Raw genomic sequence first — 25,017 nt, forward strand, 5'->3', positions numbered from 1 at the left:
GTTTATAGCCAGTAGAGTTTATCTTAAGGAGATATATTCATAATGATATCGATTAGCAACAGATGAAACTATTACGCCCTTTGAATATAAAAACACGGTACTATGGTAAAGCTCTTCATTGGTTGCTGGGGATATATTTCTTTAGCTTCCAGAAACTAATTAAAATTATGGCTGAGATGACGACAGATAGGGTATTCATCGTCTGCCAACCGAATGTGAAGAAAAGAACCCCTGCTCCTAAGCTACCTATTCCACCGAAGAAATAGATAAGAAAATCGGTCATTCCCTGCACTTTAGCGCGTTCATGAGCTTCATAGGTATGTGGTAATAGGTTAGTAGTGCTGATTAAAATTAAATTCCAGGCGACACCGACAAAAATACCCGCCAACAAATAATTGTAAAAATGGTTACCTAGCAGGTTCATAGTCGCTGATAAAATTAACAATATGATACCGCAGAAAATAATGCGTTTTGTCCCTAAATGATGAATTAATGTTCCAGTGAAAAATGACGGTGCAAACATACCTAATACATGGAATTGAAATACAATTGCAATAGAGGAAAAGGCGAAATCATGTTGTTTCATAGATAACGGTATCGAGGCAAAGGTGAAAACCACAATGGCATATCCAACCGCGCTAACAATGGCGATTAATTTTAAAATAGGTTGTGAATACAATGCACTGTAGTCGCGTTTGACTAACACTTCATCCGATGGCGTTTTCACTATTTTCTTTAATGGCACAATTAATAATAGAATAAATGCGATTACATAAATGGCGGCTAACGTGATGAACGGCCCTGCAAACGGGTATTCTGTAAAAAATCGTTGGGTGGTAATAGCTAATGTTGGGCCGATTAAGGCTGCGGCAATGCCTCCACTCATAACTAGGCCAATGGCTTTTGCTCGTAAAGAAATGGGGGCTTCTTCAATTGCGGCAAAACGGAATTGTTGTGCAGTACCAATAGCAATCCCAGTAAAAAACAGTCCAATAGAAAAATAAATTAAATGGCTTTCTATCACGCCCAGAATAGAAAAGCCTGCGCCGATTAACCCACCGATGTTACCAATAATAAAGCCTACTCTTCTCGAATACTTTTGCATTAAAAACGCGATCGGAATAGTTGCTAGGATTAAGCCAACGTACTGGCTTACCAGTGGAATTGTTGCATAAGTTGGGTTGGTAGCCAGTTTTTCGCCAATAACCACTGCTACAGAAAGGACAATAGCATTTCCTGTGATAAATAATGCAAGTGTGATGGCTAACCACCAAACGGATTTTGGCATATATCCCTCTTTTTATTAATTAAAAATCAATTAGTTAATATTTTCATCAAGGGCGCAATCCCCTTGATTGGAGCAAAGGATACAACTTGAAGTTGACTTTAAGTCAAGGTTTTTTGGGGGATTTAAAATAGCGATTAATGCTGTATTTTTTTTGTTTTTGTAGATAATATCTCCATTAGAGTGGTGTGTGATGAATGTCGCAATTATCATTCCTTTGGAATAAAACAAGAAAAAATGATTGTCATCCTGAGAAATTTATGTTTTCTTAAGAAAAGAAATTGAAAAACAATAATCAATAAATTAGACAGACTAAACAGGAAAATCCCGTGAACATGATTACTAATCACTCAAACCTACTACTAACCGCGCCATGTGCCGCGGTGGTCGTGCGTGTGGTGGTGGTCGTGGGCTTAGCGCCGTAACGGGTACAAATCAACGCAGATTTAGAAACCCCGCCGGCGCAAACCGAGCGGGGTTTTTTATCACCTCTCGCTCGGATCCGCAGGCTAGCAAAGGATAATTATGATGAGCGAATCGGGCACCACAACATCACATAAAACCCGCTTTACGGGTGCGGAATTAATCGTACATTTACTGGAAAAACACGGTATTACTATCGTTTCAGGCATTCCAGGTGGAGCGGCTTTACCTTTTTATGACGCATTAGGTCAAAGCCAGAGAATCCGCCACATACTGGCACGTCATGAGCAAGGCGCAGGTTTTATAGCTCAGGGAATTGCTCGTACCACGGGAAAAGCCGCGGTTTGTATCTCTTCAAGTGGCCCTGGTGCGACAAACTTAGTGACCGCTATCGCAGATGCAAAGCTGGACTCTATCCCGCTGGTTTGTATTACTGCTCAAGTTTCTTCATCAATGATTGGTACAGATGCTTTCCAAGAAGTTGATACCTATGGTATTTCGATTCCAGTAACGAAACATAACTATTTGGTTCGTAATATCAATGAATTGCCACAAGTGATATGTGATGCTTTTCGTATTGCAGAGTCAGGCCGCCCTGGACCTGTTTGGATTGATATTCCAAAAGATGTTCAAACAGCCACAATTGAACTAACTGAAATACCAGAAGTATTACCGAAAGATAAAGCCCCTGCATTTGACATGGAAAAAGTGCTACAAGCGGCTGAAATGATTAATAACGCGAAACGTCCAGTACTGTATTTTGGTGGTGGAGTAATTAGCTCCGATTCTACAGAAACGGCGATTGCATTTGCGGAAAAAGCATCATTACCGACAACCATGACACTAATGGCACTTGGTACTATCCCGATGCGAAACCCCTTATATTTAGGGATGTTAGGTATGCATGCTGCCGCAAGTACTAACATGATTATGGAAGAATCAGATTTATTAATTGTGATTGGCGCGCGTTTTGATGATAGGGCGATAGGGAAAGCTGAGAAATTTTGCCCTAACGCGAAAATCATCCATGTGGATATCGATAAAGCAGAAATTAGCAAAATTAAGCGCCCAGATATCGCCATTCATGCTGATGCGGGTCAAATATTGGAATTGTTATTGCCTTTAGTTGAACGTAATGAGCGCACAGAATGGATGGCGCAAGTTAATCAATTAAAAGAGAAATATCCATTGAATTTTAGCGAGGCTGATAACCCGTTAAACCATTATGGTTTAGTTCTGTCTACGGCACGTGCAGCAGGCGAAGATGCGATTGTGACAACGGATGTTGGTCAGCACCAAATGTGGGCAGCCCAAGCTTATCCTCTGTCTCGCCCACGTCAATGGCTGACATCAGGCGGGTTAGGTACCATGGGGTTTGGTCTGCCTGCTGCGATAGGCGCGGCGTTAGCAAAACCCGAAAAAACCATTGTGTGTTTTTCCGGTGATGGCAGTTTGATGATGAATATTCAAGAGTTGGCAACCGCAGCGGAGCATCAACTGAATATCAAAATCATCTTAATGAATAACCAAGCGTTAGGAATGGTACATCAACAGCAAGATTTATTTTTTGAAAACCGCATATTTGCTGCAGCTTATCCGTATCAAACGGATTTTATCAAGATTGCGGAAGGGTTTGGTTTGCAAACTTGCGATTTAAATAATGAAGCAGACCCAGAAATGGCATTAGAAGCGATAATGAATACCAAAGGTCCATGTTTGATCCATGCCTTGATTGATGTTAATCAAAAGGTATATCCAATGGTTCCGCCGGGTGCAGCTAACATTGATATGATTGGAGCGTAATTATGGTATTTGAACATCATCCGATTGCTTTAGAGCTAATTGTTCGTAACCACCCAGGTGTTATGTCACATATTTGTGGTTTATTTGCCCGTAGAGCATTTAACGTTGATGGCATTCTATGTATGCCGATTAAAGATAAAGATGAGAGCCGTATATGGCTATTAGTACAAAAAGATGAGCGCTTGTCGCAAATGATTAACCAAGTTGAAAAATTAGAAGATGTTCGGGAAGTACGCTTTAGTGATGATTTGCGTCTTTTTGAAACAATGGAAAATTATTTGCAGTAATTCTGATATTAAACTTTATGACTTAAATAGCCCATTCAATTGCTTGGGCTATTTTCTTTTACATTTAATTATAGTGATAATTCGGGTTTCCTAAAACGAACAAAGATGGTATAAAATCAGCTACTGAATAATGATTCTCTGAATGTATTGCAGGTTTGTATTTGGCAATATGAATAATAAACAGGTATAAAATTATGCAAAACAATATCTATTTGTCGGACACTTATCAGTATGAAATTGAAACCTCCTTACTGGCACAAGGGCATGATGATGAGGGGCATTGGATAGCTTTAAAAGATAACATTTTTCACCCACAAGGCGGCGGACAACCCATGGATACAGCATGGGTGAATGATATGCCTGTTCGTATTAAGAAACAATCGGGTGGGCTAATTGTAGGATACATACCTGAAGGTGTTACTTTTAGCCAAGAAAATAATGTGGTTGCAAGGGTGGACAAAGAAAAACGTCAGCGCTACGCTGCTCTTCATACCGCCGGTCATTTGTTGAATTGGGAATTGCGTCGTTTTGGCTGGCTTGCACAAAAAGGCCATCATTTTCCTGATGAATCTCGAGTGGAATTTAGCATGATGGAAGGGGATGTTACTCCTTTTGATGAACTCGATAGCCAATATATTGAAGATATTGTTAACCAAAGCATTCGTAGTGGACGCTCCGTTGCAATAAAGCAAAAGGATGATTTACGGATCAGTTATATCGACCAAACTGAAGAAATGCCTTGTGGTGGAACACATGTTTCTTCGCTAGATAATATTCAGCATTTTTCAATTAAGTCGATGAAATTTAAAAAGGGGACACTGCGCATTAGTTATGATGCACAACATGCCGTAATTTAAACGCTATCACTAAGATGGGAGTAGGTCATAACAACAGTTGCTTGAAGTTCTCCTTCCATACAGAGATAACTATGTGGGAAATCACCACTGAAAGCATAAAAGTCCCCCGCCTCTAAGACGATATTTTGGTCGTTATGCAGTCGTAACATGAGGGAGCCAGAATTCACCATAATGTGTTCATGGGTTCCACTCATATGGGCGGGGCTATTGATGATAGCGCCTCTCTTCATGGTTAATTGCCAAATTTCAGAGATATTTCCCATGCTAATGCGAAATTTAAACTGTTGTGAATACTCTTTTTCGCTGGGAGTAGCTTTGAGGAAATAGGGATAAGCCTCATGTTGCCGAGTAAACAGGTCGCTAAGTGGAAAGCGTAGGGCAATAGCAATCGACTCTAATGTATCAATACGTGGGTTTGAGTCACCGGACTCCAGCTTGGATAAAGCCGCTTTCGATATTCCTGATATACGCGATAGTTCGTTTAGCGAAAGGTCTCTTGCTTGCCTCAGTAAGCGAATTTTTTGCCCGATTTTTATATTAATTTTTTTATCCACAATGTGTCTTTACCTGAATTTTAATTTATTGTGCTAATTCTGTATTACTCAGAGAAGCAAATTATACACGCTTAATTGTATATTGTATTTAAAGCGGCTATTTTGTTTTTTGATATAGATTTGAAATTTAAAACCCTACAAAAATAAAACTATTTTCTGTATTTGAAAGAAACTATAGTGAGGATGTTAAAAAACGTCTGGAGTTTAGGTCATGCCGTTTGAATTATTATCACCAGAAATGGCGATTTGTTTCTCAACACTGCTTTTTGCTTATTTGGTTTTTGGCATGGCGGGCTTTGGTTCAGCCCTGATTGCAACACCAGTATTAGCCATGTATTTGCCGTTAAATATGATTGTTCCAATTTTGGCGTTAATTGATTTAACCGCCGCGATTTTAAATTTATTTAAAGATGGTAAAAATGCGGATTATCAGGAAATTAAATGGATAATTCCACTAATGATAGTGGGGAGTTTAGTCGGTGCTGCGATTTTATTAAAAACCCGCCCCGATATACTCGTATTATTACTTGGGTTATTCGTTGTAGGTTATGTACTCCACGCTTTCTTTTCTAAAAAAGCAAAATCCCCCTTTTCAAAAGCATTAGTTGTTCCATTTAGTTTAGTGGGTGGTGTTTTTAGTGCTTTATTTGGTAGTGGTGGCTTTATTTATGCCATGTATTTATCTAGCCGAATTGAAGATAAACAGCGTTTTCGTATCACTCAAATGACATTAATTGGGTTTAGCACACTAACTCGAGTAGTGATATTTTTAGTGATGGGGGTGTATCTCAATCTAGATATTTTATTGATTGCTTTAGCGTTTTCTCCCGCAATGTTAATTGGTACGTGGGCTGGACGGCATATAACATTAAGAATTTCACGTGAAAGCTTTTTAAAAGTTATTAATGTCATCATTTTATTATCAGGTGTTGTGCTGCTTTATCGGTATTTTTTCGTCCTTTAAGTATTTAGAACGTCAAAAATAGTTTCATAAAGATAAATAGCAGAATATATAAGTCGTGTTACAATCACCGCAAACATTATTAGTTTCACTAGTAATGATGTGGTTTTTTATTTTTCATAATAATCTATTTTATGGAGTTAAAATCTGTTCTTTTGTAAAAAAGAAACGGGTTAATTTCAACATGAGCTCTGATAATCAGCGTTTACAAAATTTTCGTCGTTCCCCATCTTTTGCTATTTTTACTATCACTATGAGTATTGCGGTCATTGGTATCGTTATTGGGCTAAGTATTCCAATGGTTGCGCTTAGGCTAAATAACTATGGTTTCAATGAGTTGTATATTGGCATTATTTCGGCGGCACCTGCATTAGGCATGTTTTTAATTGCACCAGTGGTTCAACGTATTGTGCGTTGGTCAGGTAAGCGAAAAGCAATGCTATTGGCAACGATTGTTTCTGCCATTAGCTTATTACCATTATTGAGTACGTTACCTCTTTGGTTATTATTTCCGTTACGGTTAGTAACGGGCTTAGCGAGTGGTGTGATGATTTGCTTGGGGGAAACGTGGATTAACGAATTATCGCCTGAAAATAAACGGGGCCGTATTTTGGCAATTTACACTACAGTCTTCACAGTAAGCCAGCTACTTGGGCCTTCATTTATTGCTTATTATGGTGTGGAAGATAAATCACCTTTATTGATTTGTACGTTGATCCATTTAATCTCTGTGGTGCTATTTATTTTAATGGATCAAAAAGTCGGTGACCGTTTAGCTGAAAATGCCGCGAAATCTAATTTTTCAATTATTCAATTTGTAAAAATCGCACCGGGTATTTGTGGTGGAATTTTATTTTTTGCCTTCTTTGATGGAACCATTTTATCGATGTTCCCGATTTATGGTATGGGAATGGGGCATACAGAGGCGGTTGCTGCATTAATGATTAGCGCCATTCTTGCTGGGGATGCCATTATGCAGTTACCTTTTGGCTGGCTAGCAGATCATATGAATAGAGAAAAACTGTACCGAATTTGTGGCATTATCACACTTGCAGCCAGTCTATTATTGCCCTTCCTTATTACTCAACCTTATCTAATTTGGGTATTGTTGTTTGTTTTAGGGGCGACTGCAGGGGCAATTTATACCATTGCTTTGGTTCAAATCGGCCAATATTTCAAAGGGAATGAGTTGATCATCGCTAATGCAGCTGCCGCTATGCTGTGGGGAATTGGCAATTTATCAGGGCCATTACTTGCTGGGGTTGCGACTTCAATCTCACCTGTAGGTTTACCGGTGTTATTGGTTCTGTCTGTAACAGTATTTTTATGGTTCACACGAGAAAAATACAGCGCCCAAACGGTTGAACAAGTTACCCAATAAGTTGATTTGCGGTGCTTTACTCAAATTAGCGAGCACCGCATATAAATTATTCAATAACTTTATACACAACTAGATTTTCTCGGAATTCATCTGGGCGGTGATTGTGCCAGAATAACTCCATGCCTTGTGGTGCAGGTTTAATCGTTTTTGAGAGTACAATTAGCCAGCGGCATTGTTCAGGTTTTTCAAACCGGTCTTGGCGTTGGTGTAATACGCCAGTGTAATAGTAGAGCATTGGCGCTTCAGATTCGCCAATATTATCAGAAGCCATACAATCATTTTCTGTAAATTGGCCAGATAAATGCTGGTTTAAATCGACAAAAACCCCTTCGAAACCTTTTGCGTAGTCTATCCACCCCAAAAACAAGGTTAAAATTACCCCCCAAACAGCACATAAGCCTAATAACCAGTTTTTCATCATATGAAAAGCAGGTGGTATAGGGTTTGGAATAATTTTATTGCGTAAAAACCATACCAATGTAATTAACAAAGCGCAGATAAATGCAATGGGAGAAAATGGCATTTGGTAGCTCATGGGGAGCCAGCGGCTAAATGGAGCTAACCATTCTTGTTGATGACCAGTCAAGGCGATGAAATAGCAAGCCCATAAAAAAAGAATGAGTACAGACCATAAAATAGCCGCAAATCGGGCAATTCCATTAAGGATTTTTTCAGGGAAACTAAGTAGTGTTTGGGTTCCTAAAATGGCCATTGGGGCAATAAAAGGCAATAAATATAGTGCGCGACCAGAAGCTGATATCTGTAGGAAAACAACGCCTAATAAAGGAAATAGTGCTAACAGAAATTCGTTTGAATTAAATAAACGCTTAATTGGGTGCCTTAGAAAATAAGCGACAGCTAGTAAACCGGAAGGAAAGGCAAATAAGGAAACCGCTGCAGGGATCCGCGTTAGGTTAGCTTTTGCGCCTAATTTCTCAACAGAAAAACCAAAGAAACGGCCGATATTATTTTCCCAAAACCACACTATAAATAAATCAGGATGCTGAAGGTAGAGTTGGATAGGCCAAGGTAAAATAGTGATAAGGGCGATTAAGCCTGCGGTTAAGCTGTGCAACCAAAATTGCTTAGTCCGGCACTGAGCAAGAAAAATGGGAGATAAGAACAGGCAAATCCAGAGAACTCCGGGGATGAAAACGCCTTTTGACAACATGGTGACGATGGTTCCAAGAGATAACCAAAGTGCAGACATGCGCATTTTTTGTTGTTGTATCAGCCCCAATAACCCATACAGACCAATGGTTGCGCCTGCCATCAGTGCAACATCGGTAAACATATCATGACTATGCCTGATAATACCGGGGGCACAGGCATACAGTGCAAAAGCGACCCAAATGCGAGTATCAGTGAAGTCTGTGGCTTGGAAAAAACGACGTGCCAAAAGAATAAAAAATGAAAAATTGATCACCGAAAAAAATAAGCTTGCACTACGAGCTGCATCATAAAGTGGCATGAAGCTTGAAAATAAATGAGAGGTAATAGCTGCAACCCAATAATAAAGCGGGGGTTTTTCCATAAATGGCTCACCCGCATTTGTAGGTACTAACCATTTACCAGTCTCATACATAGTTTGAATAATACCAAAACTATAATTTTCATCTTGTTTCCAAGGGCTGTGGCTATATATTCCCGGTAATAAATACATAGCAAGAAAACTAATGAAAAGTAGTAAAATACTCCGCTGTAATATGATTAATGGTGCATTCTTATTTGACATTTTTAATATGTTTTATGTGTTTTTTACTTGATTAAATTGAAACTATAACTGCAGTTGATAATAATTCAGGTTATATACTTAAATATATATTTACTCAGCAAGTGATATTTATTTTTTAATAAAAAACAATAGGAACTGTTTTTTTAGCTCTATTTTTAGAAGACGCATATTACCACCAGTAAATAAGTTTTTAGCTATTGGTTTTGTAAGCAAATATTCTGGGATTGTATCAAAAAAATGATCCCCCTCTTTAAACAGACACTATATGAAAGGTATTTAGCTATTTTTACGTAAAGTAAATGTAACTAAAAAGAATCATTATTTGAAAATAATCTTTATTGCATAAGAATCTGCATATTTGGGTGCTAAAAACAGCAAATGGGTAAGAAATGCTAAAAATACTTGATCATTCCCCCTGTTTAGAATGATAATTACCCCCCTCACGATACGTTTTATTCTATTTTAAAAGCCAAACGATTGCGCAACTGTTTTTATTGGGGTTTTTTCTCAGTTAGTTTATTTTTTCTTAAAAACGTAATCGTTTACGTCAACGTATAGGTTAGTTGTTAGCAGTATTTGAGAATCTTCGTTTTCCATTAACAGCAGAGGTATACCATGTCAGGCCAACAGGCTTCATCCAGTTGCAAATTGGATTCATTTTTCAAGATAACAGCGCGCGGCTCTTCAGTTCGCCGTGAAATCATTGCAGGATTAACCACATTCTTAGCGATGGTTTATTCTGTCATCGTTGTACCTGGCATGTTAGGGCAAGCAGGGTTCCCTCCAACTGCGGTCTTTATTGCAACCTGCTTAGTGGCTGGTTTTGGTTCTTTATTGATGGGGTTATGGGCCAATCTACCAATGGCGATTGGCTGTGCTATTTCACTGACTGCATTTACCGCATTTAGTTTGGTATTAGGGCAGCAAATTAGTATTCCTGTGGCATTAGGTGCCGTATTTTTAATGGGGTGTTTGTTCACCATCATTTCTGTTACAGGTATTCGTAGTTGGATATTACGCAATATGCCAATGGGTATTGCACATGGTACAGGTATTGGTATCGGTTTATTTTTACTGTTAATCGCTGCTAATGGAGTGGGTTTAGTGATCAAAAACCCAAATGCAGGCCTGCCTGTTGCTCTTGGTGAATTTACGTCTTTCCCTGTTTTGATGTCACTCATTGGTTTAGCGGTTATTTTTGGTTTAGAAAAACGTCGTGTTCCGGGTGGTGTACTCCTCGTTATTATTGCAATTTCAATTATTGGTTTAATTTTTGATCCCGCAGTGAAATATCAAGGTTTCTTCAAGTTGCCTTCATTGGGTGATGACGGGCTTTCATTGGTTTTCAATATGGATATCATGGGCGCATTACAGCCAATGGTATTGCCAAGCTTACTTGCATTAGTCATGACGGCGGTTTTTGATGCGACAGGCACTATTCGTGCGGTGGCGGGGCAAGCGAATTTATTGGATAAAGACGGTCAAATTATTGATGGCGGTAAAGCGTTAACCGCAGACTCTGTAAGCAGTATCTTTGCGGGTGCGATTGGTGCATCTCCTGCGGCGGTATATATTGAATCTGCAGCAGGTACCGCCGCTGGTGGTCGCACAGGTTTAACCGCCGTGGTTGTCGGCGTACTGTTCTTACTTATTCTCTTTTTATCGCCGCTATCTTATTTGGTGCCTGCCTATGCAACAGCTCCAGCATTGATGTATGTTGGGCTTTTAATGTTAAGTAATGTCTCTAAGCTTGATTTCGATGATTTTGTGGATTCAATGTCTGGCTTATTGTGTGCCGTATTCATTGTTCTGACTTGTAATATCGTCACGGGGATCATGTTAGGCTTTGCTGCTTTGGTTATCGGCCGCATTTGCGCAGGCGAATGGCGCAAATTGAATATTGGTACTGTGATTATTGCTGTACTTTTAGTGGTGTTTTACGCTTCAGGTCTGGCAATCTAAAGTGGATTATTTCAAAAAGGTGGCTAGTGTTGCCACCTTTTTAACTTATTGTATTAATTAATCGTAAAGTCTCAATTTTTTCCCCGAAAATGGATGGCTAGGGATAAAATAGAGAGAAGGCGGTTAATCAAGTGGATGTGCATGATTTCCACTGGTTACTGGCTTAGTCTTAATTATCATGGTCTGGACGGTGCTATCTCTTACTATGCGGCGGCAGGCAAAATTTTAGGTTCTAGTCGCTAGGTTAATTCAGTAAGGGCAACATGGAAATTTTCTTTACTATTCTTATTTTGATTTTAGCTGTCTCTGTTTCAGGGGTAGCCGCTAAAATTCTTCCTATTCGTATTCCTCTTCCTCTCATTCAAATTGCTATCGGTGCGCTGTTGGCTTGGCCTCAATTCGGCCTGCATGTCACCTTTGACCCAGAACTTTTTATGGTTCTGTTAATCCCACCTTTGTTGTTTGTTGATGGGTGGAAAACCCCAACACGCGAGTTCTTTCAAAATGGTCGAGAAATTTTTATTTTAGTGTTGGTTCTCGTGCTGGTTACAGTGATTGGGATTGGTTATTTAATTTACTGGTTGATGCCAGGTATTCCATTGATTGCTGCGTTTGCTCTAGCGGCTGTGCTATCTCCAACTGATGCCGTTGCGTTATCTTCAATTGTTGGAAAAGGGCGTATCCCTAAACGGATGATGAGTGTGCTAGAAGGGGAGGCATTGATGAATGATGCCTCTGGTCTGGTTGCATTAAAATTTGCGGTAGCAATTGCCATGGGAACCATGGTGTTTAGTGCTTCTGGCGTTACCATTGAATTTTTCAAAGTTGCGGTTGGCGGGCTACTCGCAGGTATTATCGTGACTTGGCTGTACAGCAAATCGTTACGTTTAATGAGCCGTTGGAGTGGTGATGACCCAGCAACCCAAATTGTATTTATGCTATTGCTGCCATTTGCATCATACATGATTGCGGAACATATTGGGTTTTCAGGTATTTTAGCCGCCGTAGCGGCGGGTATGACCATCACAAAATCGGGGGTTATCCGTAACGCTCCATTAGCGATGAGGCTACGTGCTGATAGCGTTTGGTCGATGCTTGAATTTGTCTTTAACGGGTTGGTTTTCATCATGTTAGGGCTTCAATTGCCCGGTATCTGGGAAACGTCTGTTATCCAAGCAGATCTCGACCCAAGCGTAGAAACGTGGATGCTATTTGCCGCGGTGGCAATTATCTATTTTGCTTTATTGTTATTGCGTTTTTGTTGGCTATGGCTGATGAAAAGGTTTAGCCGTTTATTCTTAAAGAAAAGACCACTGCAATTTGCGAACTATACCGTACGTGAGCTTTGGCTAGCCTCTTTTGCAGGGGTACGCGGGGCTATTACCTTAGCGGGTGTGCTCTCTATTCCGTTATTTTTAACGGATGGCTCGCCATTCCCTGCTCGTTACCAGCTCGTGTTTATTGCCGCGGGAGTTATCTTATTTTCCATTTTTGCAGGTGTGGTCGCTTTACCGCTTCTGCTGCGTAATTTTAAAGTAGGAGATAAAGAAGCGGATGCCAATGAAATTCGCATGGCAAAAGCCGCGATGGCGGAAGTGGCGATTGTCAGCTTAAATAAAATGCAGGAACGTTTATCTGCTGACGTTGATGAAAAACTCGATTCAGAAGATATCAGTGAAGTCGCTTCCCGCGTGACGGGTTATTTAAGGCGACGTACCGCAGGACAAGATGAAATTGACCATAATTTGCTGGTTGAAGACCTTGAACGGCGTTTCCGTTTAACGGCATTACGCGCAGAACGTGGTGAGCTTTATCACTTGCGCGCAACCAAGAAAATCAGTAATGAAACGCTACAAACGTTACTGGTTGACCTGGATTTATTAGAAGCCGTCTTGATCGAAAAAGAGCATTAAAACCAAAAAGCGAGTATTCTAGCCAACATTCTTAAGTTTGGGGCGAAATACAGCATTATGTGGTTACTTGTTATCACGACGCTGCTTTGGGCAGCGTCGTTTAGTCTTATCGGCGAATACCTTGCGGGTCAAGTAGATAGTTGGTTTTCAGTGTTAGTGCGGGTTGCACTGGCTTCGCTGGTTTTTTTACCTTTCCTACGTTGGCGCCAATTTAGCGCTAAAGTGATTGCGCTCTATATGCTAGTGGGCGCTTGCCAACTAGGTATCATGTACCTGTTTGTCTTCCATGCTTATCAATACCTTACTGTTGCTGAATTTTTGCTTTTTACGGTATTAACGCCGCTATATGTCACGTTAATTTATGACTTATTAGAACGGCAAAAGCTGCGTAAAGGCTATTTGTTTAGCTCACTATTAGCGGTAATCGGCGCTGCAATTATTCGTTATGACCACTTGAGTGAATCTTTTTGGTTAGGTTTACTTTTTGTGCAGTTAGCAAATATCTTTTTTGCGATTGGGCAGGTGGGTTATAAACGTCTGATGGAGGTGCATCCAATCCCTCAACATCAGGCTTTCTCATGGTTTTACCTTGGTGCAACGCTAATTGCATTACTTGGATGGCTGCTATTTGGTAATAAATCGATGATGCCGACAACGACTCTCCAGTGGGGCGTCTTACTGTGGTTGGGTATTGCAGCTTCAGGCATTGGCTACTTTATGTGGAATTATGGCGCAACCAAAGTGGATGCCGGAACCCTTGCTATTATGAATAACATGATGGTCCCAGCGGGGTTATTAGTGAATTTTGCTATCTGGCAACAACATCCGGATTGGCTGAGTTTTACCATAGGATCGAGCCTGATAGTTGCTTCTCTTTGGGTGCATAAGCGTTGGATCCTTTCGCGGCCTTCACATAAGACAAGTTCTCCACGGCGTGGTCAGTCGTCGTCTCAGTAAACGCTTCAATAGCTGGCTGGCGCTGTTCTCCTTCACGGCAAGCTGCATACAGCCGGCTCCATAAACCGCTACCCAAGGTTTTGGTTTTTACTAGCCCTTGTTTTTCAAATGAATCAACCGCCCAGTGAGGTAGTGCGGCAATGCCCATTTTGGCTGCAACCATTTGGATTAAAATTAATGTGTTATCGACATTTTTCACATTAGGAGACACGCCCGCAGGTTGCAGAAAATGGCGCCAAACATCGAAGCGATCCCGTTGTACAGGGTAGATAAGCAACGTTTCATCTGCCAAATCATGGGGTTCAATATGCGGCCTTTTGGCTAACGGGTGGTCATTCGCTACAATCAATTTCACTTCATAATCAAACATTGGCGTATAGTGGATACCTTGATCTGGCAAAATGTCAGAGGTCATCACAATATCCAATTCCCTTGACAGCAATTCAGGTTGAGGGTCGAACGTCACCCCTGACTTAAAATCTACGCTGACTTGTGGCCAAGTTTGTCTGAATTGTTGTAATGCAGGGGTCAACCACTGAATGCAGCTATGGCATTCAATCGCGATGCGTAATGCACAAACCCCAGGCTCATTACATACCCGAATGGCATCTTTTACCAATGGCAGAACCTGTTGCGCCAATTGTAATAAGACTTCCCCTTGTGGCGTAAAGCGCAATGGCTGGCTTTTACGAACAAATAACCGGAAACCTAGCCGATGCTCTAAATCACTAAACTGATGTGATAAAGCAGATTGTGTCTGGTGCAAGTGAGTTGCTGTTGCCGCTAATGAACCGTATTGGCTGAGCGCTTGCAATGTTTTTAAATGTTTTAGTTCGATCATGAGAAACCTTCACGGTGACAATGAAAAATTTGCGCTTGTGCTTTATACAGTACCTGTTGATTATGGATGTGTAAACATCTAGACGGCTAAATATTTTAAGGGGTCAATATGTCTGTTATAAATCATACACTTGGTTTTCCACGTGTCGGTCTAAAAAGAGAGCTAAAACGTGCACAAGAAGATTATTGGGCAGGCAAGATTGACCAAGCCGCTCTATTAGAAACTGGTTATCAACTACGTGTACGCCATTGGCAGCAACAAAAAGAGGCAGGTGTTGAGCTATTACCCGTTGGTGATTTCGCTTGGTATGACCAAGTGCTGACAACCAGTTTGTTATTAGGCAATGTGCCGCCACGCCATCAAAATGATGATGGTTCGATTGATTTAGATACCTTATTTCGAGTAGCCCGCGGTCGCGCACCAACGGGCAAACCCGCTCCAGCAGGTGAGATGACGAAGTGGTTCAATACTAACTACCACTACATCGTGCCTGAATTTCAAAAAGGGCAACAATTTTCCCTGTCTTGGACACAGCTGCTTGATGAAGTCGATGAGGCATTAGCATTAGGCCATAATGTGAAACCGGTTATCATTGGCCCTATAACCTACCTTTGGTTAGGTAAAGTGAAAGGGGAACCATTTGACCGCTTATCATTATTGAATGAATTATTACCTGTTTATCAGGAGATCTTGTCGCGCTTAGCAGAAAAAGGTCTTGAGTGGGTGCAAATCGATGAGCCCGCATTAGTGTTAGATTTACCAGAGCAATGGCAGCAAGCTTATCAGCAGGCTTACCAAGCGCTATCAGGCCAAATAAAAATACTGCTAACCACCTATTTCGATGGTATTAGTCACCATGTAGACTTGATTAAGCAACTCCCTGTGCAAGGTCTACATGTTGATGTGGTTGCAGGTGCTGATAATATTGAAAAACTACATCAAATACTGCCAGCAGACTGGGTATTATCACTAGGAATTATTAATGGCCGTAATGTATGGAAGGCTGACTTAGGGGAAAAATTCTTACAGGTGAAGCCGCTCTTAGGTCAGCGTGATATATGGGTAGGAACGTCATGTTCATTACTGCACAGTCCAATTGACTTAAATGATGAGACGCGTTTAGATGCCGAAGTAAAAAGCTGGTTTGCTTTCGCTATCCAAAAATGTGAAGAGCTTGCTCTGTTAACTAAAGCGTTAAATCAGCCAACAGATAACCACATTGCTGAACTAAATACATACAGCGCACCTATTCGAGCGCGTAGAACATCAGCTCGTGTGAATAATGCTTCAGTGGCTCAGCGTTTGGCGGCAATCAACGAAGGGGATACAGAACGTTATAGCCCCTATCCACAGCGAGCAGCGCGCCAACGTCAACGCTTTAACTTACCATTATGGCCAACAACCACGATTGGCTCATTTCCTCAAACAAGTGAAATCAGAACATTACGTTTAGACTTCAAAAAAGGGAATGTGGATAAAACCTACTATCGCACCAATATTAGTGAACATATTAAGCAAGCCATTAAAGAACAAGAAATTTTAGATATCGATGTCCTTGTGCATGGTGAAGCTGAACGTAATGACATGGTGGAATACTTCGGTGAGCACTTTGATGGCTATGTATTTACCCAAAATGGTTGGGTTCAAAGCTATGGCTCACGTTGCGTTAAACCGCCAGTGATTATTGGTGATATTAGTCGCCCAGAAGCCATTACCGTGGAGTGGGCGAAATATGCTCAGTCCTTAACGGAGAAACCCGTCAAAGGGATGTTAACTGGCCCTGTCACTATTTTGTGTTGGTCATTCCCACGTGAAGATGTTAGCCGTGAAACGATTGCTAAACAAATTGCGCTAGCCTTACGTGATGAAGTCGACGACTTACAAAAAGCGGGTATTGGTATTATTCAAATCGATGAGCCTGCACTGCGTGAAGGGTTACCATTGCGCCGAAATGAGTGGGCGGCTTACCTCAAATGGGCGGTTGACGCCTTCAAGCTTAGTGCAGCGATTGCTGAAGATGACACGCAAATTCACACCCATATGTGCTATTGCGAATTCAATGACATCATGGATTCCATTGCGGCATTGGATGCCGACGTGATTACGATTGAAACATCACGTTCAGATATGGATTTGTTAGATGCATTCGAAGATTTTGATTATCCAAATGAAATTGGTCCAGGAGTGTACGATATTCACTCACCAAATGTACCTAATGTGGAATGGATTGTTGCGCTATTAAGAAAGGCAGCGAAGCGTGTTCCGGTTGAGCGCTTATGGGTAAACCCAGATTGCGGCTTGAAAACTCGTGGCTGGCCAGAAACTCGCCAAGCATTAGCTAACATGGTTGAAGCAGCGAAACAGCTCAGAAATGATCAGTAAAATGGCGATTAGTTAGTGTGTCAAAAAGGCAGGTTTTCCCTGCCTTTTTAGAAAGTATTAACCAAATAATTTAGATTTCAGTAAGTTCATACCGATAGAAGCCAAATCGAGGTTTTCTGGGACTTCGCCATTTGGTGTGGCGCTATCAACCAACTGAGGAAGATATTTAGCAATCATTTCTGAGGTTGCTTGAGGCTCTAAGCCAACCTGTTGAGCTAATTCTTGGATATTTGCATTTCCAAAAACTTGCATTAATTGGCTGGCATCGATAGGTAAATTATTTCCTTCACTGATCCACGATGCAATAACACCGCCTAAGCCTTGCTCGTTAAATTTTTCGATAACACCTTGAAGGCCACCTTGCTCCTCAACCCAGTTTATTACTGATTGAAATTGTTGCATTTTATCGCCTGCAACCATACCCATCATTTGCTCAAATAACCCCATGTTATCTCCTAGGCAATCCGCCAATTTATGCTCTCATCCATAGTATGGAGCATTATTCAAAAAATTGTAGTCGGCTATTTTCAGCAATTTGAGTTTTAGGTCAATAGAAATGATGCATTGAATATAGCCCAGTAGAGAAACAAAGGTTTTTCATTTGTGAATTAAACGTGAATAAACATAACGAGCGTCACATTTTCTATCACATTATTCTGTGAAAGCATGTTTAAGGTGAGTTTTTATTTATTTTGTTTTAATTCAATTGATTATGATTTTATTGTTTGTTTTTTATATTATCTCAAATGTGATATTAGTCATGTGTTTGTGAATTTTATTGTGTGAAAATTCACAACAGTCACGAAGATTAACAACATCAGGGGTCATTATGGGAAATTTCGTTAATAAAATTGGCGTGATTGGCCTAGGTTCTATGGGGATGGGGATCGCACAATCTCTTATAAAAAATAACATTCCTACCTATGGATTTGATTTAAACCAAGGTGCATGCAAAAGCCTACTTAACGCAGGCGCAATTGCAGTGGGGCAAAATGCAGCGGAATTTGCCCATGAAATTGATGCTTTGTTGCTGGTGGTGGTTAATGGTCGTCAAGTTGAAGCCATTTTATTTTCGGGTGAACAGCCTTTAGTTGAACAACTACGCCCCGGTACGGTTATTGTGTTGCACAGTACCTTGGCTGCGGAACAAACTAAAAATATCGCTCAGCGCCTTGCCTCATATCAATTACCGCTTGTAGATGCGCCTATTTCAGGTGGCTCAATTAAAGCCGCTGAAGGGAAATTGACTGTAATGGCTTCAGGTGAAGCAGCTCTATTTGAGCAGCTTTCACCCGTATTTAACGCTATTTCTGAGCGCTTATATCGCGTAGGGGATGAAGTCGGCTTAGGTTCAACCGTCAAAACGATTCACCAGTTATTAGCTGGGGTGCATATAGCTGTTGCCGCAGAAAGCATGGCTTTAGCCGCCAAGGCGGGTATTGACCTTGACGTGATGTACAACATTGTTACCCATGCAGCTGGAAATTCATGGATGTTTGAAAACCGTATGCAACATGTCTTAGACGGTGATTATACGCCAAAATCCTCAGTAGATATTTTTGTCAAAGATTTAGGGCTAGTGATGGAAACAGGGAAAGCATTAAATTTCCCGCTGCCACTTGCTTCAACAGCCCATCAAATGTTTATTTCAGCGAGCAATGAAGGCTTTGGTCAGCAGGATGACAGCGCGGTGATCAAAACATTTAAAGGTATTACTTTACCGGAGAAAAAAGCATGACAGTGAAGTTAGGCGTAATAGCGGATGATTTTACCGGTGCGACAGATATTGCAGGCTTTATGGTGCAAAACGGTTGGAAGGTTGTTCAGCTATTGAATGAACCTGATGAAAATACACCAGTACCAGAAGATGTTGATGCGATAGTGATCAGTTTGAAAAGCCGCTCTTGTCCTGTCGATGAAGCTGTTAGTGCATCGACCAATGCGTGCAAGTGGCTGAAGCAAAAAGCGAATTGTCAGCAAATTTTCTTTAAATATTGCTCAACGTTTGATTCAACCGAAAAAGGCAATATTGGCCCCGTTACAGATGCATTAATGGCCCAACTGGGAACAGATTTAGCATTAGTTTGCCCAGCGTTACCTGTGAACGGCAGAACGGTTATTCACGGTCATTTATTTGTGAATGGCCAGCTACTTAATGAAAGTGGCATGCAGCATCACCCTGTAACCCCAATGACCGACGCAAATTTATTGCGTGTGATGGAAAAACAATCAAAAGGTAAAGCAGGTTTAGTCAAACTTGAAGATATTCAAAAAGGCAGTGACGTTGTTAGCCAAAAGCTTGCCGAGTTAGCTCAACGAGGTGTGAGTTACGCGGTCGTTGATAGCTTAACGATGGATGATTTGCTTCCTATCGCACAAGCGGTTAAAGCCATGCCACTGTTAACTGGGGGCTCCGGCCTCGGCGCTGCATTAGCGAATGTGGATAGCCAATGCCCATGGGGCGGCACAACACAACGTGGCGAAAAACCAACAGGTAAAAACAGAAAAACGGTTGTTTTATCGGGGAGTTGCTCGGTAATGACCAACAAACAAGTGCAAGCTTATCAGCAAGTTGCTCCTGCAAAAATGTTGGATGTGGGTGAATGTTTAAATAACTCAGAGTATGCCAAAACATTAGCTGATTGGGTGCAAGCACAGCAACTAACCGGTTTAGCGCCAATGCTTTATGCCACTCAATCCCCTGAATTATTGAAACAGACACAAGAAAAATATGGCGCAGCGGAATCAAGTTTTGCGGTCGAGAAGGTATTTGGTGAAGTTGTCGCACTGTTGCAAGCGAAAGGGTATGACACCTTTATTATTGCGGGTGGCGAAACCTCAGGAAAAGTGGTTCAAAGCCTTGGAACAGAACAATTAAGTATTGGTTCACCAATTGCCCCTGGTGTGCCATGGGTACAGGATTTAGCAAGCGGTAACTGGTTGGCGCTGAAATCAGGTAATTTCGGCCAAGAAAATTTCTTCCAGTTTGCACAGGAGATGTTTAATGAGTGATGAAAAGGCGCTGCGCCAAGAGTTAGTCGATTGGGCTAAATCAATGTTTAACCGCGGATACAGTAGCGGTGGTGCAGGAAATATTAGTGCTCGGTTACCTGATGGTTCGATTATTGTGACACCGACAAACTCCAGTTTTGGTGATTTAGACCCTAACAAACTGAGTAAACTCGATGCACAAGGCAATTGGATTGGGGGTGATAAGCCGACAAAAGAAGTTTCTATGCATATGGCGATGTATTTGCAACGCCCTGATTGCCAAGCAGTTGTTCACCTTCACTCACCTTGGTTAACGGCGTTGTCTTGCTTACCGGGGTTAGATACAACAAATTGTTTACCTCCCATCACACCTTATTATGTGATGCGAGTGGGGAAATTACCATTGATTGAATACTTGCCACCGGGGGATGACCGAATTGGTGAGGAAATTGCAAAATTAGCACCGACACATAATGCGGTATTGCTATCAAATCATGGTCCGGTCGTGGGTGGCAAAACGTTAAGACAAGCTTTCTTCAACGCAGAAGAGTTAGAAGATACAGCTCGCTTATATATCACATTACGCCCACATGGCTTTACAACATTAACGCAAGAGCAAGTTGAACAGCTCGAAAGTCGTTATCCACAAAAGTAGTGAGGCGAAAATGGCTAAATTTGCTGCAAATTTAAGCATGATGTTTACCGAAGTGCCTTTTATACAGCGCTTTGAACGTGCTGCAAATGCGGGGTTCAAAGGTGTCGAATACCTCTTCCCTTATGAAGAAGATGCCGATGTCATTGCGGGTGAGCTGAGTAAACACCATTTAACACAAGCTCTGTTTAATATGCCAGCGGGAAATTGGGCACAAGGGGAGCGTGGTATGGCTTCGATCCCAGGTCGTGAGAAAGAATTTGCCGAAGGCGTACAAACGGCCTTGAAATACGCAAAAGCCTTAGGCTGTAAACAAGTTCATGCGATGGCGGGGAAAGTGAATGAAAACTATACACTTGAACAGCAAACTGCATGCTATATCAAAAATATTCAATATGCGGCGGATGTGATGGCTGAGCACGGTATTCGTGTGCTTATCGAACCCATCAATACCCGCGATATGCCCGGATACTTTTTGACGACACAAAAACAAGCTGAAGCATTACTACCTGAAATTGCTCGTGAAAATGTATTTATCCAGTTGGATTTATATCACTGCCAAATTATGGAAGGTGATTTATTGAAAACAATTGAACGTTTATGGGGTAAATTTAGTCACATTCAGATAGCGTCAGTTCCTTATCGTCATGAACCGGATAGCGGTGAAGTCAATTACCCATGGATTTTTAAGCAGTTGGATGAAATGGGGTATGAAGGCTGGTTAGGATGTGAATACCATCCTGCAGGCCGCACCGAAGATGGATTAGGCTGGCTTAAACAAGCAAATTCATAATTAGGAGAACCTATGCTCCCTTCTGAGCGTCGTGATTTTATTTACCGTTACGTGCATGAACATCAAACCGTATCGATCAGTGACTTGGTTGAGCTAATGAATGTCTCTCATATGACAGTGCGACGTGATATTCGGATGTTAGAAGAAGAAGGGAAGGTACTCAGTATTAGTGGTGGCGTTAAGTTAAATGACGTGCTGCGCCAAGAGTTACCTTGGAGTGAAAAAGCGCGGTTACATCATCGCCATAAGCGTGAAATTGGCCAGTTTGCCAGCTCACTAGTTGAAGATGGGCAAGTGGTTTATCTCGATGCGGGAACAACTACCTTTGAGATAGCACGCGTACTCGGCGAGCGTTTCAACTTAACGATTGTCACTAATGATTTTTCGATTATGCAGTACTTAATGAATAAGTCGCAGCTAAACCTATACCACACCGGGGGATTGGTGGATAAACGTAACCATTCTAGTGTAGGAAATACGGCTGCGATGATGCTGAAAACCCTCAATGTTGATATTGCTTTTATCAGCACCAGTTCATGGGATTTGCAGCACGGGGTTTCTACCCCGCATGAGGAAAAGGTTCAGATAAAACAAACGCTATTGGATGTTGCTCGCCGTTGTGTGCTGGTTTCAGACAGTAGTAAGTTCGGCAAATATGGCATGTTTCGTGTTTGCCCATTGAATCAATTGCACGACATTATTTGTGATGACCAATTACCAACTGATGTGGTGCAGCGGATAACAGAACAAAACATAAAACTTCATTTAATCAAGACATAAAACATAAATAATCTTACCTAAAACTGCATAGCCAGTTAAAAGGCTATAGCAAGGAGAATTACAATGAAAGTTATTATTACTGGTGGCGCAGGCTTTCTGGGCCAGCAGCTAGCCGCTGCTTTGCTTAAAAATAGCCAGGGTTTAAAATTTGACCACCTTGTTTTAGCCGATATTCAATGCCCTACATCACCGGTTGAAGATGCCAGAGTCAGTTGCGTCGCGTTAGATTTAACGCAAGCAGGGGCGGCTGATAAACTGATTGATGCACAAACCGATGTGGTTTTCCACCTTGCAGCTATCGTAAGTAGCCACGCTGAAAGTGATTTTGACTTGGGTATGAAGGTTAACTTTGAAGCCACTCGTCAATTATTGGAAGTCGCTCGTGCCAAGAACCCTGCAATCAAATTTATGTTCACCAGCTCCCTCGCTGTGTTTGGTGGTGAGCTACCTGATGTCATCACAGACTTGTGTGTCGTTAACCCACAATCGTCCTATGGTGCTCAAAAAGCTATGTGTGAATTGATGGTGAATGACTATTCACGTAAAGGCTTTGTTGATGGCCGTGTGATGCGTTTACCAACCATTAGTATTCGTCCGGGTGTGCCAAATAAAGCCGCCTCTTCATTCGCAAGTGGCATTATTCGTGAGCCATTAAATGGGGTTGAAAGTGTTTGTCCTGTTTCCCCTGATCTCGCGTTATGGTTATCTAGCCCTGAAACTGTGATTAACAACTTTATTCATGCGGTCAGTATCCCTGCTGAAAAATTTGGTAAATCACGCACGGTGAACCTGCCAGGTATCACCGTTACCGTCCAAGGTATGATCGATGCTCTGCGTGATGTTGCAGGCCAAGAAGCTGTGGATCTTATTCGCTTTGAGCCTGATGAAGCCATTAACCGTATTGTGGCGAGCTGGCCGGGCAAATTTGATATCAGCCGTGCATTGGATCTCGGTTTTCGTGCAGATGGCTCGTTTGGTGATGCGATCCGTTCGTTTATCACCCACCACGGTTCGTCTAAGTAGGAGATAGCCTATGTCCTATATTCCTGTTATTGGCCTCGCAGTGGCCATATTTGTCCTGATCTTCTTAGTATTACGAACGCGTGTTCATGCGTTATTAGCAATGCTAATTGCCGCAGCAATCGCGGGTATATCCGGTGGTTTGACTGCGGCAGAGACCGTGACAGTCATTACAAAAGGCTTTGGGTCAACACTCGGTAGCATCGGTATTGTTATCGGACTCGGGGTAATGATGGGAAGGGTGCTGGAAGTTTCAGGTGCTGCTGAACAGATCGCTTATAGCTTTATCAAATGGTTAGGAAAAAAACGTGAAGAATGGGCGTTGGCAATTACCGGCTATATTGTCAGTATTCCTATCTTCGTTGATTCCGCTTTTGTGATTTTATACCCATTGGCAAAAGCATTAGCCAAAAATGGTAAACGTAGCATACTAACTTTAGGCGTTGCACTCGCTGGTGGGTTAGTGGTGACACACCACACCGTTCCACCAACACCTGGGCCTTTAGGCGTGGCAGGGATCTTTGGTGTCGATGTTGGCGCAATGATCCTAGCAGGAATGAGCCTCGCTATTCCTTGTGTTATCGGTATTGTTCTTTACGCAAAATGGTTAGGGACTAAATACCCTGAATTTATGCCAGATGAAACGGGTAGTGAAGACCTGAAAGAAGTTCACGCTCGTTATATGGAAGAAAAAGCGAATAAACCATTACCAAGCCTGTTCTTATCGCTTTTACCGATTATTACGCCTATTTTGTTAATTTTCATAAATGCAATTAATGGATTAATTCTTAAAACAGAATCTTTCCAAGGTATGGAAAGCAATTGGTATTTCCAAACATTTGAATTTTTAGGCGCACCCATTATTGCATTATCAATTAGTGTGTTGATCTCTGTTTACACATTAATGCCAAAAGCAACGAAAGAAGAAGTCATCGACCGTATGGAAGAAGGCTTACAAGCAGCCGGTATTATTCTGCTTGTTACGGGGGCTGGTGGTGCATTAGGCGCGGTACTGCGCGATAGTGGCACAGGAAACATTCTTGCTGAGCATGTAGCAAATCTGCCAATTACACCTGTATTGATTCCGTTTATCATCGCGACGTTGGTTCGTTTGATTCAAGGTTCGGGTACAGTAGCAATGATTACCGCAGCATCTATTTCTGCACCAATCATTAGCCAAATACCTGATATTAACTTATTGGTCGCAGCGCAAGCGGCAACCATGGGATCTCTGTTCTTCGGTTACTTTAACGACAGCCTGTATTGGGTTGTGAACAGAATGATGGGAATTAAGGACGTTAAACAGCAAATCATTGTTTGGTCTATTCCGACCACCATTGCGTGGGCAATAGGTCTAGTTGGTGTCCTCGTTCTTGATGTAATTCTCTAATATAGCGTTACTATTTTTAGTTCTGCCAAATAATCAAAGCGCCCAGCAAT

General features: G+C 41.5%; 22 protein-coding genes. 17 read left to right on the forward strand and 5 right to left on the reverse strand.

Going from position 1 to position 25,017, the window contains the following annotated elements:
* Nucleotides 1–115: 115 nt before the first annotated feature.
* On the reverse strand, nt 116–1,288 hold the full coding sequence (locus M1F25_RS02175) for an MFS transporter (RefSeq protein ID WP_004260887.1): 1,173 nt from the start codon (nt 1,286–1,288) through the stop codon (nt 116–118).
* Nucleotides 1,289–1,620: 332 nt separating this feature from the next.
* On the opposite strand from M1F25_RS02175, the gene ivbL reads away from it, so the two are divergent.
* From ivbL to M1F25_RS02195, 4 genes are all read left to right on the forward strand, one after another.
* Entirely contained in the window at nt 1,621–1,710 is a 90-nt protein-coding gene (ivbL, locus tag M1F25_RS02180) for an ilvB operon leader peptide IvbL (protein WP_099975407.1), read from the forward strand.
* Nucleotides 1,711–1,813: 103 nt separating this feature from the next.
* Entirely contained in the window at nt 1,814–3,511 is a 1,698-nt protein-coding gene (gene ilvB / locus M1F25_RS02185; RefSeq protein ID WP_094961401.1) for an acetolactate synthase large subunit, read from the forward strand.
* A gap of 2 nt (nt 3,512–3,513) precedes the next feature.
* A complete protein-coding gene (gene ilvN / locus M1F25_RS02190; protein WP_004260877.1) occupies nt 3,514–3,798 on the forward strand; it encodes an acetolactate synthase small subunit in 285 nt (94 codons plus the stop codon).
* A gap of 194 nt (nt 3,799–3,992) precedes the next feature.
* Entirely contained in the window at nt 3,993–4,655 is a 663-nt protein-coding gene (locus M1F25_RS02195) for a hypothetical protein (RefSeq protein ID WP_181489183.1), read from the forward strand.
* On the opposite strand, the gene M1F25_RS02200 is transcribed toward M1F25_RS02195, so the two are convergent.
* Entirely contained in the window at nt 4,652–5,209 is a 558-nt protein-coding gene (locus M1F25_RS02200) for a helix-turn-helix domain-containing protein (RefSeq protein WP_004260872.1), read from the reverse strand. The two genes, M1F25_RS02195 and M1F25_RS02200, sit on opposite strands and share 4 nt — an antisense overlap.
* Nucleotides 5,210–5,420: 211 nt before the next feature.
* Here M1F25_RS02200 and M1F25_RS02205 point away from each other — a divergent pair, with 211 nt between their 5' ends.
* Both M1F25_RS02205 and M1F25_RS02210 read left to right on the forward strand, forming a co-directional pair.
* A complete protein-coding gene (locus tag M1F25_RS02205; protein WP_094961400.1) occupies nt 5,421–6,173 on the forward strand; it encodes a sulfite exporter TauE/SafE family protein in 753 nt (250 codons plus the stop codon).
* 94 nt (nt 6,174–6,267) lie between these two features.
* Nucleotides 6,268–7,551: an MFS transporter gene (locus M1F25_RS02210; protein WP_172767537.1), complete on the forward strand. Its 1,284-nt coding sequence runs from the start codon at nt 6,268–6,270 to the stop codon at nt 7,549–7,551.
* A 46-nt stretch (nt 7,552–7,597) separates the two neighbouring features.
* Here M1F25_RS02210 and M1F25_RS02215 read toward each other — a convergent pair whose 3' ends face one another.
* On the reverse strand, nt 7,598–9,286 hold the full coding sequence (locus M1F25_RS02215; protein WP_181489185.1) for an ArnT family glycosyltransferase: 1,689 nt from the start codon (nt 9,284–9,286) through the stop codon (nt 7,598–7,600).
* Between the two features lie 615 nt (nt 9,287–9,901).
* Here M1F25_RS02215 and M1F25_RS02220 point away from each other — a divergent pair.
* The 3 genes from M1F25_RS02220 (at nt 9,902) to M1F25_RS02230 (ending at nt 14,118) form a co-directional block, all read left to right on the forward strand.
* Complete coding sequence (locus M1F25_RS02220) at nt 9,902–11,248, forward strand: NCS2 family permease (protein WP_004260863.1); 1,347 nt, start codon at nt 9,902–9,904, stop codon at nt 11,246–11,248.
* A gap of 263 nt (nt 11,249–11,511) precedes the next feature.
* Nucleotides 11,512–13,161, forward strand: coding sequence for a Na+/H+ antiporter (locus tag M1F25_RS02225; RefSeq protein ID WP_004260862.1), 1,650 nt, complete (start codon nt 11,512–11,514; stop codon nt 13,159–13,161).
* Nucleotides 13,162–13,218: 57 nt separating this feature from the next.
* Nucleotides 13,219–14,118, forward strand: a complete 900-nt coding sequence (locus M1F25_RS02230) for a carboxylate/amino acid/amine transporter (RefSeq protein WP_141240670.1) — start codon at nt 13,219–13,221, stop codon at nt 14,116–14,118.
* Here the strand turns inward: M1F25_RS02230 and metR are convergent.
* Nucleotides 14,003–14,959, reverse strand: coding sequence for an HTH-type transcriptional regulator MetR (gene metR, locus M1F25_RS02235; protein ID WP_004260859.1), 957 nt, complete (start codon nt 14,957–14,959; stop codon nt 14,003–14,005). The two genes, M1F25_RS02230 and metR, sit on opposite strands and share 116 nt — an antisense overlap.
* A 108-nt stretch (nt 14,960–15,067) precedes the next feature.
* Here metR and metE point away from each other — a divergent pair, with 108 nt between their 5' ends.
* Complete coding sequence (metE, locus tag M1F25_RS02240) at nt 15,068–17,341, forward strand: 5-methyltetrahydropteroyltriglutamate--homocysteine S-methyltransferase (protein WP_144139514.1); 2,274 nt, start codon at nt 15,068–15,070, stop codon at nt 17,339–17,341.
* A gap of 57 nt (nt 17,342–17,398) precedes the next feature.
* On the opposite strand, the gene M1F25_RS02245 is transcribed toward metE, so the two are convergent.
* Entirely contained in the window at nt 17,399–17,788 is a 390-nt protein-coding gene (locus M1F25_RS02245; RefSeq protein WP_004260854.1) for a YidB family protein, read from the reverse strand.
* 382 nt (nt 17,789–18,170) lie between these two features.
* Here M1F25_RS02245 and ltnD point away from each other — a divergent pair, with 382 nt between their 5' ends.
* The 7 genes from ltnD to M1F25_RS02280 all read left to right on the forward strand — a co-directional run bounded on the left by ltnD (nt 18,171) and on the right by M1F25_RS02280 (nt 24,967).
* A complete protein-coding gene (gene ltnD, locus M1F25_RS02250) occupies nt 18,171–19,079 on the forward strand; it encodes an L-threonate dehydrogenase (RefSeq protein ID WP_112307702.1) in 909 nt (302 codons plus the stop codon).
* Nucleotides 19,076–20,353 (forward strand): 3-oxo-tetronate kinase, encoded by a 1,278-nt coding sequence (gene otnK / locus M1F25_RS02255; protein WP_096865129.1) that lies wholly within the window; start codon nt 19,076–19,078, stop codon nt 20,351–20,353. The genes ltnD and otnK overlap by 4 nt, the downstream gene beginning before the upstream one ends.
* Nucleotides 20,346–20,987, forward strand: a complete 642-nt coding sequence (locus M1F25_RS02260; protein ID WP_110592465.1) for an aldolase — start codon at nt 20,346–20,348, stop codon at nt 20,985–20,987. Before otnK ends, M1F25_RS02260 begins: the two co-directional genes overlap by 8 nt.
* Before the next feature lie 10 nt (nt 20,988–20,997).
* The gene (otnI, locus tag M1F25_RS02265; protein WP_004260839.1) at nt 20,998–21,777 is read left to right on the forward strand and encodes a 2-oxo-tetronate isomerase; all 780 of its coding nucleotides are present in this window, start codon (nt 20,998–21,000) and stop codon (nt 21,775–21,777) included.
* A 12-nt stretch (nt 21,778–21,789) separates the two neighbouring features.
* Complete coding sequence (locus tag M1F25_RS02270; RefSeq protein WP_004260836.1) at nt 21,790–22,557, forward strand: DeoR/GlpR family DNA-binding transcription regulator; 768 nt, start codon at nt 21,790–21,792, stop codon at nt 22,555–22,557.
* A gap of 63 nt (nt 22,558–22,620) precedes the next feature.
* Nucleotides 22,621–23,580, forward strand: a complete 960-nt coding sequence (gene denD, locus M1F25_RS02275; protein ID WP_004260834.1) for a D-erythronate dehydrogenase — start codon at nt 22,621–22,623, stop codon at nt 23,578–23,580.
* A 10-nt stretch (nt 23,581–23,590) separates the two neighbouring features.
* Nucleotides 23,591–24,967, forward strand: coding sequence for a GntP family permease (locus M1F25_RS02280; protein WP_004260831.1), 1,377 nt, complete (start codon nt 23,591–23,593; stop codon nt 24,965–24,967).
* Nucleotides 24,968–25,017: the final 50 nt, after the last annotated feature.

The sequence above is a fragment of the Providencia sp. PROV109 genome, from assembly GCF_033681625.1.
Lineage (GTDB): Bacteria > Pseudomonadota > Gammaproteobacteria > Enterobacterales > Enterobacteriaceae > Providencia > Providencia hangzhouensis.

Coding starts and splice junctions, on each gene's coding strand:
- M1F25_RS02220 (WP_004260863.1), top strand. CDS start 9,902: ATGTCAGGCCAACAGGCTTCATCCAGTTGCAAATTGGATTCATTTTTC.
- M1F25_RS02175 (WP_004260887.1), bottom strand. CDS start 1,288: ATGCCAAAATCCGTTTGGTGGTTAGCCATCACACTTGCATTATTTATC.
- M1F25_RS02230 (WP_141240670.1), top strand. CDS start 13,219: ATGTGGTTACTTGTTATCACGACGCTGCTTTGGGCAGCGTCGTTTAGT.
- M1F25_RS02210 (WP_172767537.1), top strand. CDS start 6,268: ATGATGTGGTTTTTTATTTTTCATAATAATCTATTTTATGGAGTTAAA.
- ilvB (WP_094961401.1), top strand. CDS start 1,814: ATGAGCGAATCGGGCACCACAACATCACATAAAACCCGCTTTACGGGT.
- M1F25_RS02195 (WP_181489183.1), top strand. CDS start 3,993: ATGCAAAACAATATCTATTTGTCGGACACTTATCAGTATGAAATTGAA.
- metE (WP_144139514.1), top strand. CDS start 15,068: ATGTCTGTTATAAATCATACACTTGGTTTTCCACGTGTCGGTCTAAAA.
- M1F25_RS02225 (WP_004260862.1), top strand. CDS start 11,512: ATGGAAATTTTCTTTACTATTCTTATTTTGATTTTAGCTGTCTCTGTT.
- M1F25_RS02280 (WP_004260831.1), top strand. CDS start 23,591: ATGTCCTATATTCCTGTTATTGGCCTCGCAGTGGCCATATTTGTCCTG.
- ilvN (WP_004260877.1), top strand. CDS start 3,514: ATGGTATTTGAACATCATCCGATTGCTTTAGAGCTAATTGTTCGTAAC.
- M1F25_RS02245 (WP_004260854.1), bottom strand. CDS start 17,788: ATGGGGTTATTTGAGCAAATGATGGGTATGGTTGCAGGCGATAAAATG.
- otnI (WP_004260839.1), top strand. CDS start 20,998: ATGGCTAAATTTGCTGCAAATTTAAGCATGATGTTTACCGAAGTGCCT.
- otnK (WP_096865129.1), top strand. CDS start 19,076: ATGACAGTGAAGTTAGGCGTAATAGCGGATGATTTTACCGGTGCGACA.
- M1F25_RS02205 (WP_094961400.1), top strand. CDS start 5,421: ATGCCGTTTGAATTATTATCACCAGAAATGGCGATTTGTTTCTCAACA.
- M1F25_RS02270 (WP_004260836.1), top strand. CDS start 21,790: ATGCTCCCTTCTGAGCGTCGTGATTTTATTTACCGTTACGTGCATGAA.
- ltnD (WP_112307702.1), top strand. CDS start 18,171: ATGGGAAATTTCGTTAATAAAATTGGCGTGATTGGCCTAGGTTCTATG.
- denD (WP_004260834.1), top strand. CDS start 22,621: ATGAAAGTTATTATTACTGGTGGCGCAGGCTTTCTGGGCCAGCAGCTA.
- metR (WP_004260859.1), bottom strand. CDS start 14,959: ATGATCGAACTAAAACATTTAAAAACATTGCAAGCGCTCAGCCAATAC.
- M1F25_RS02215 (WP_181489185.1), bottom strand. CDS start 9,286: ATGTCAAATAAGAATGCACCATTAATCATATTACAGCGGAGTATTTTA.
- ivbL (WP_099975407.1), top strand. CDS start 1,621: ATGATTACTAATCACTCAAACCTACTACTAACCGCGCCATGTGCCGCG.
- M1F25_RS02260 (WP_110592465.1), top strand. CDS start 20,346: ATGAGTGATGAAAAGGCGCTGCGCCAAGAGTTAGTCGATTGGGCTAAA.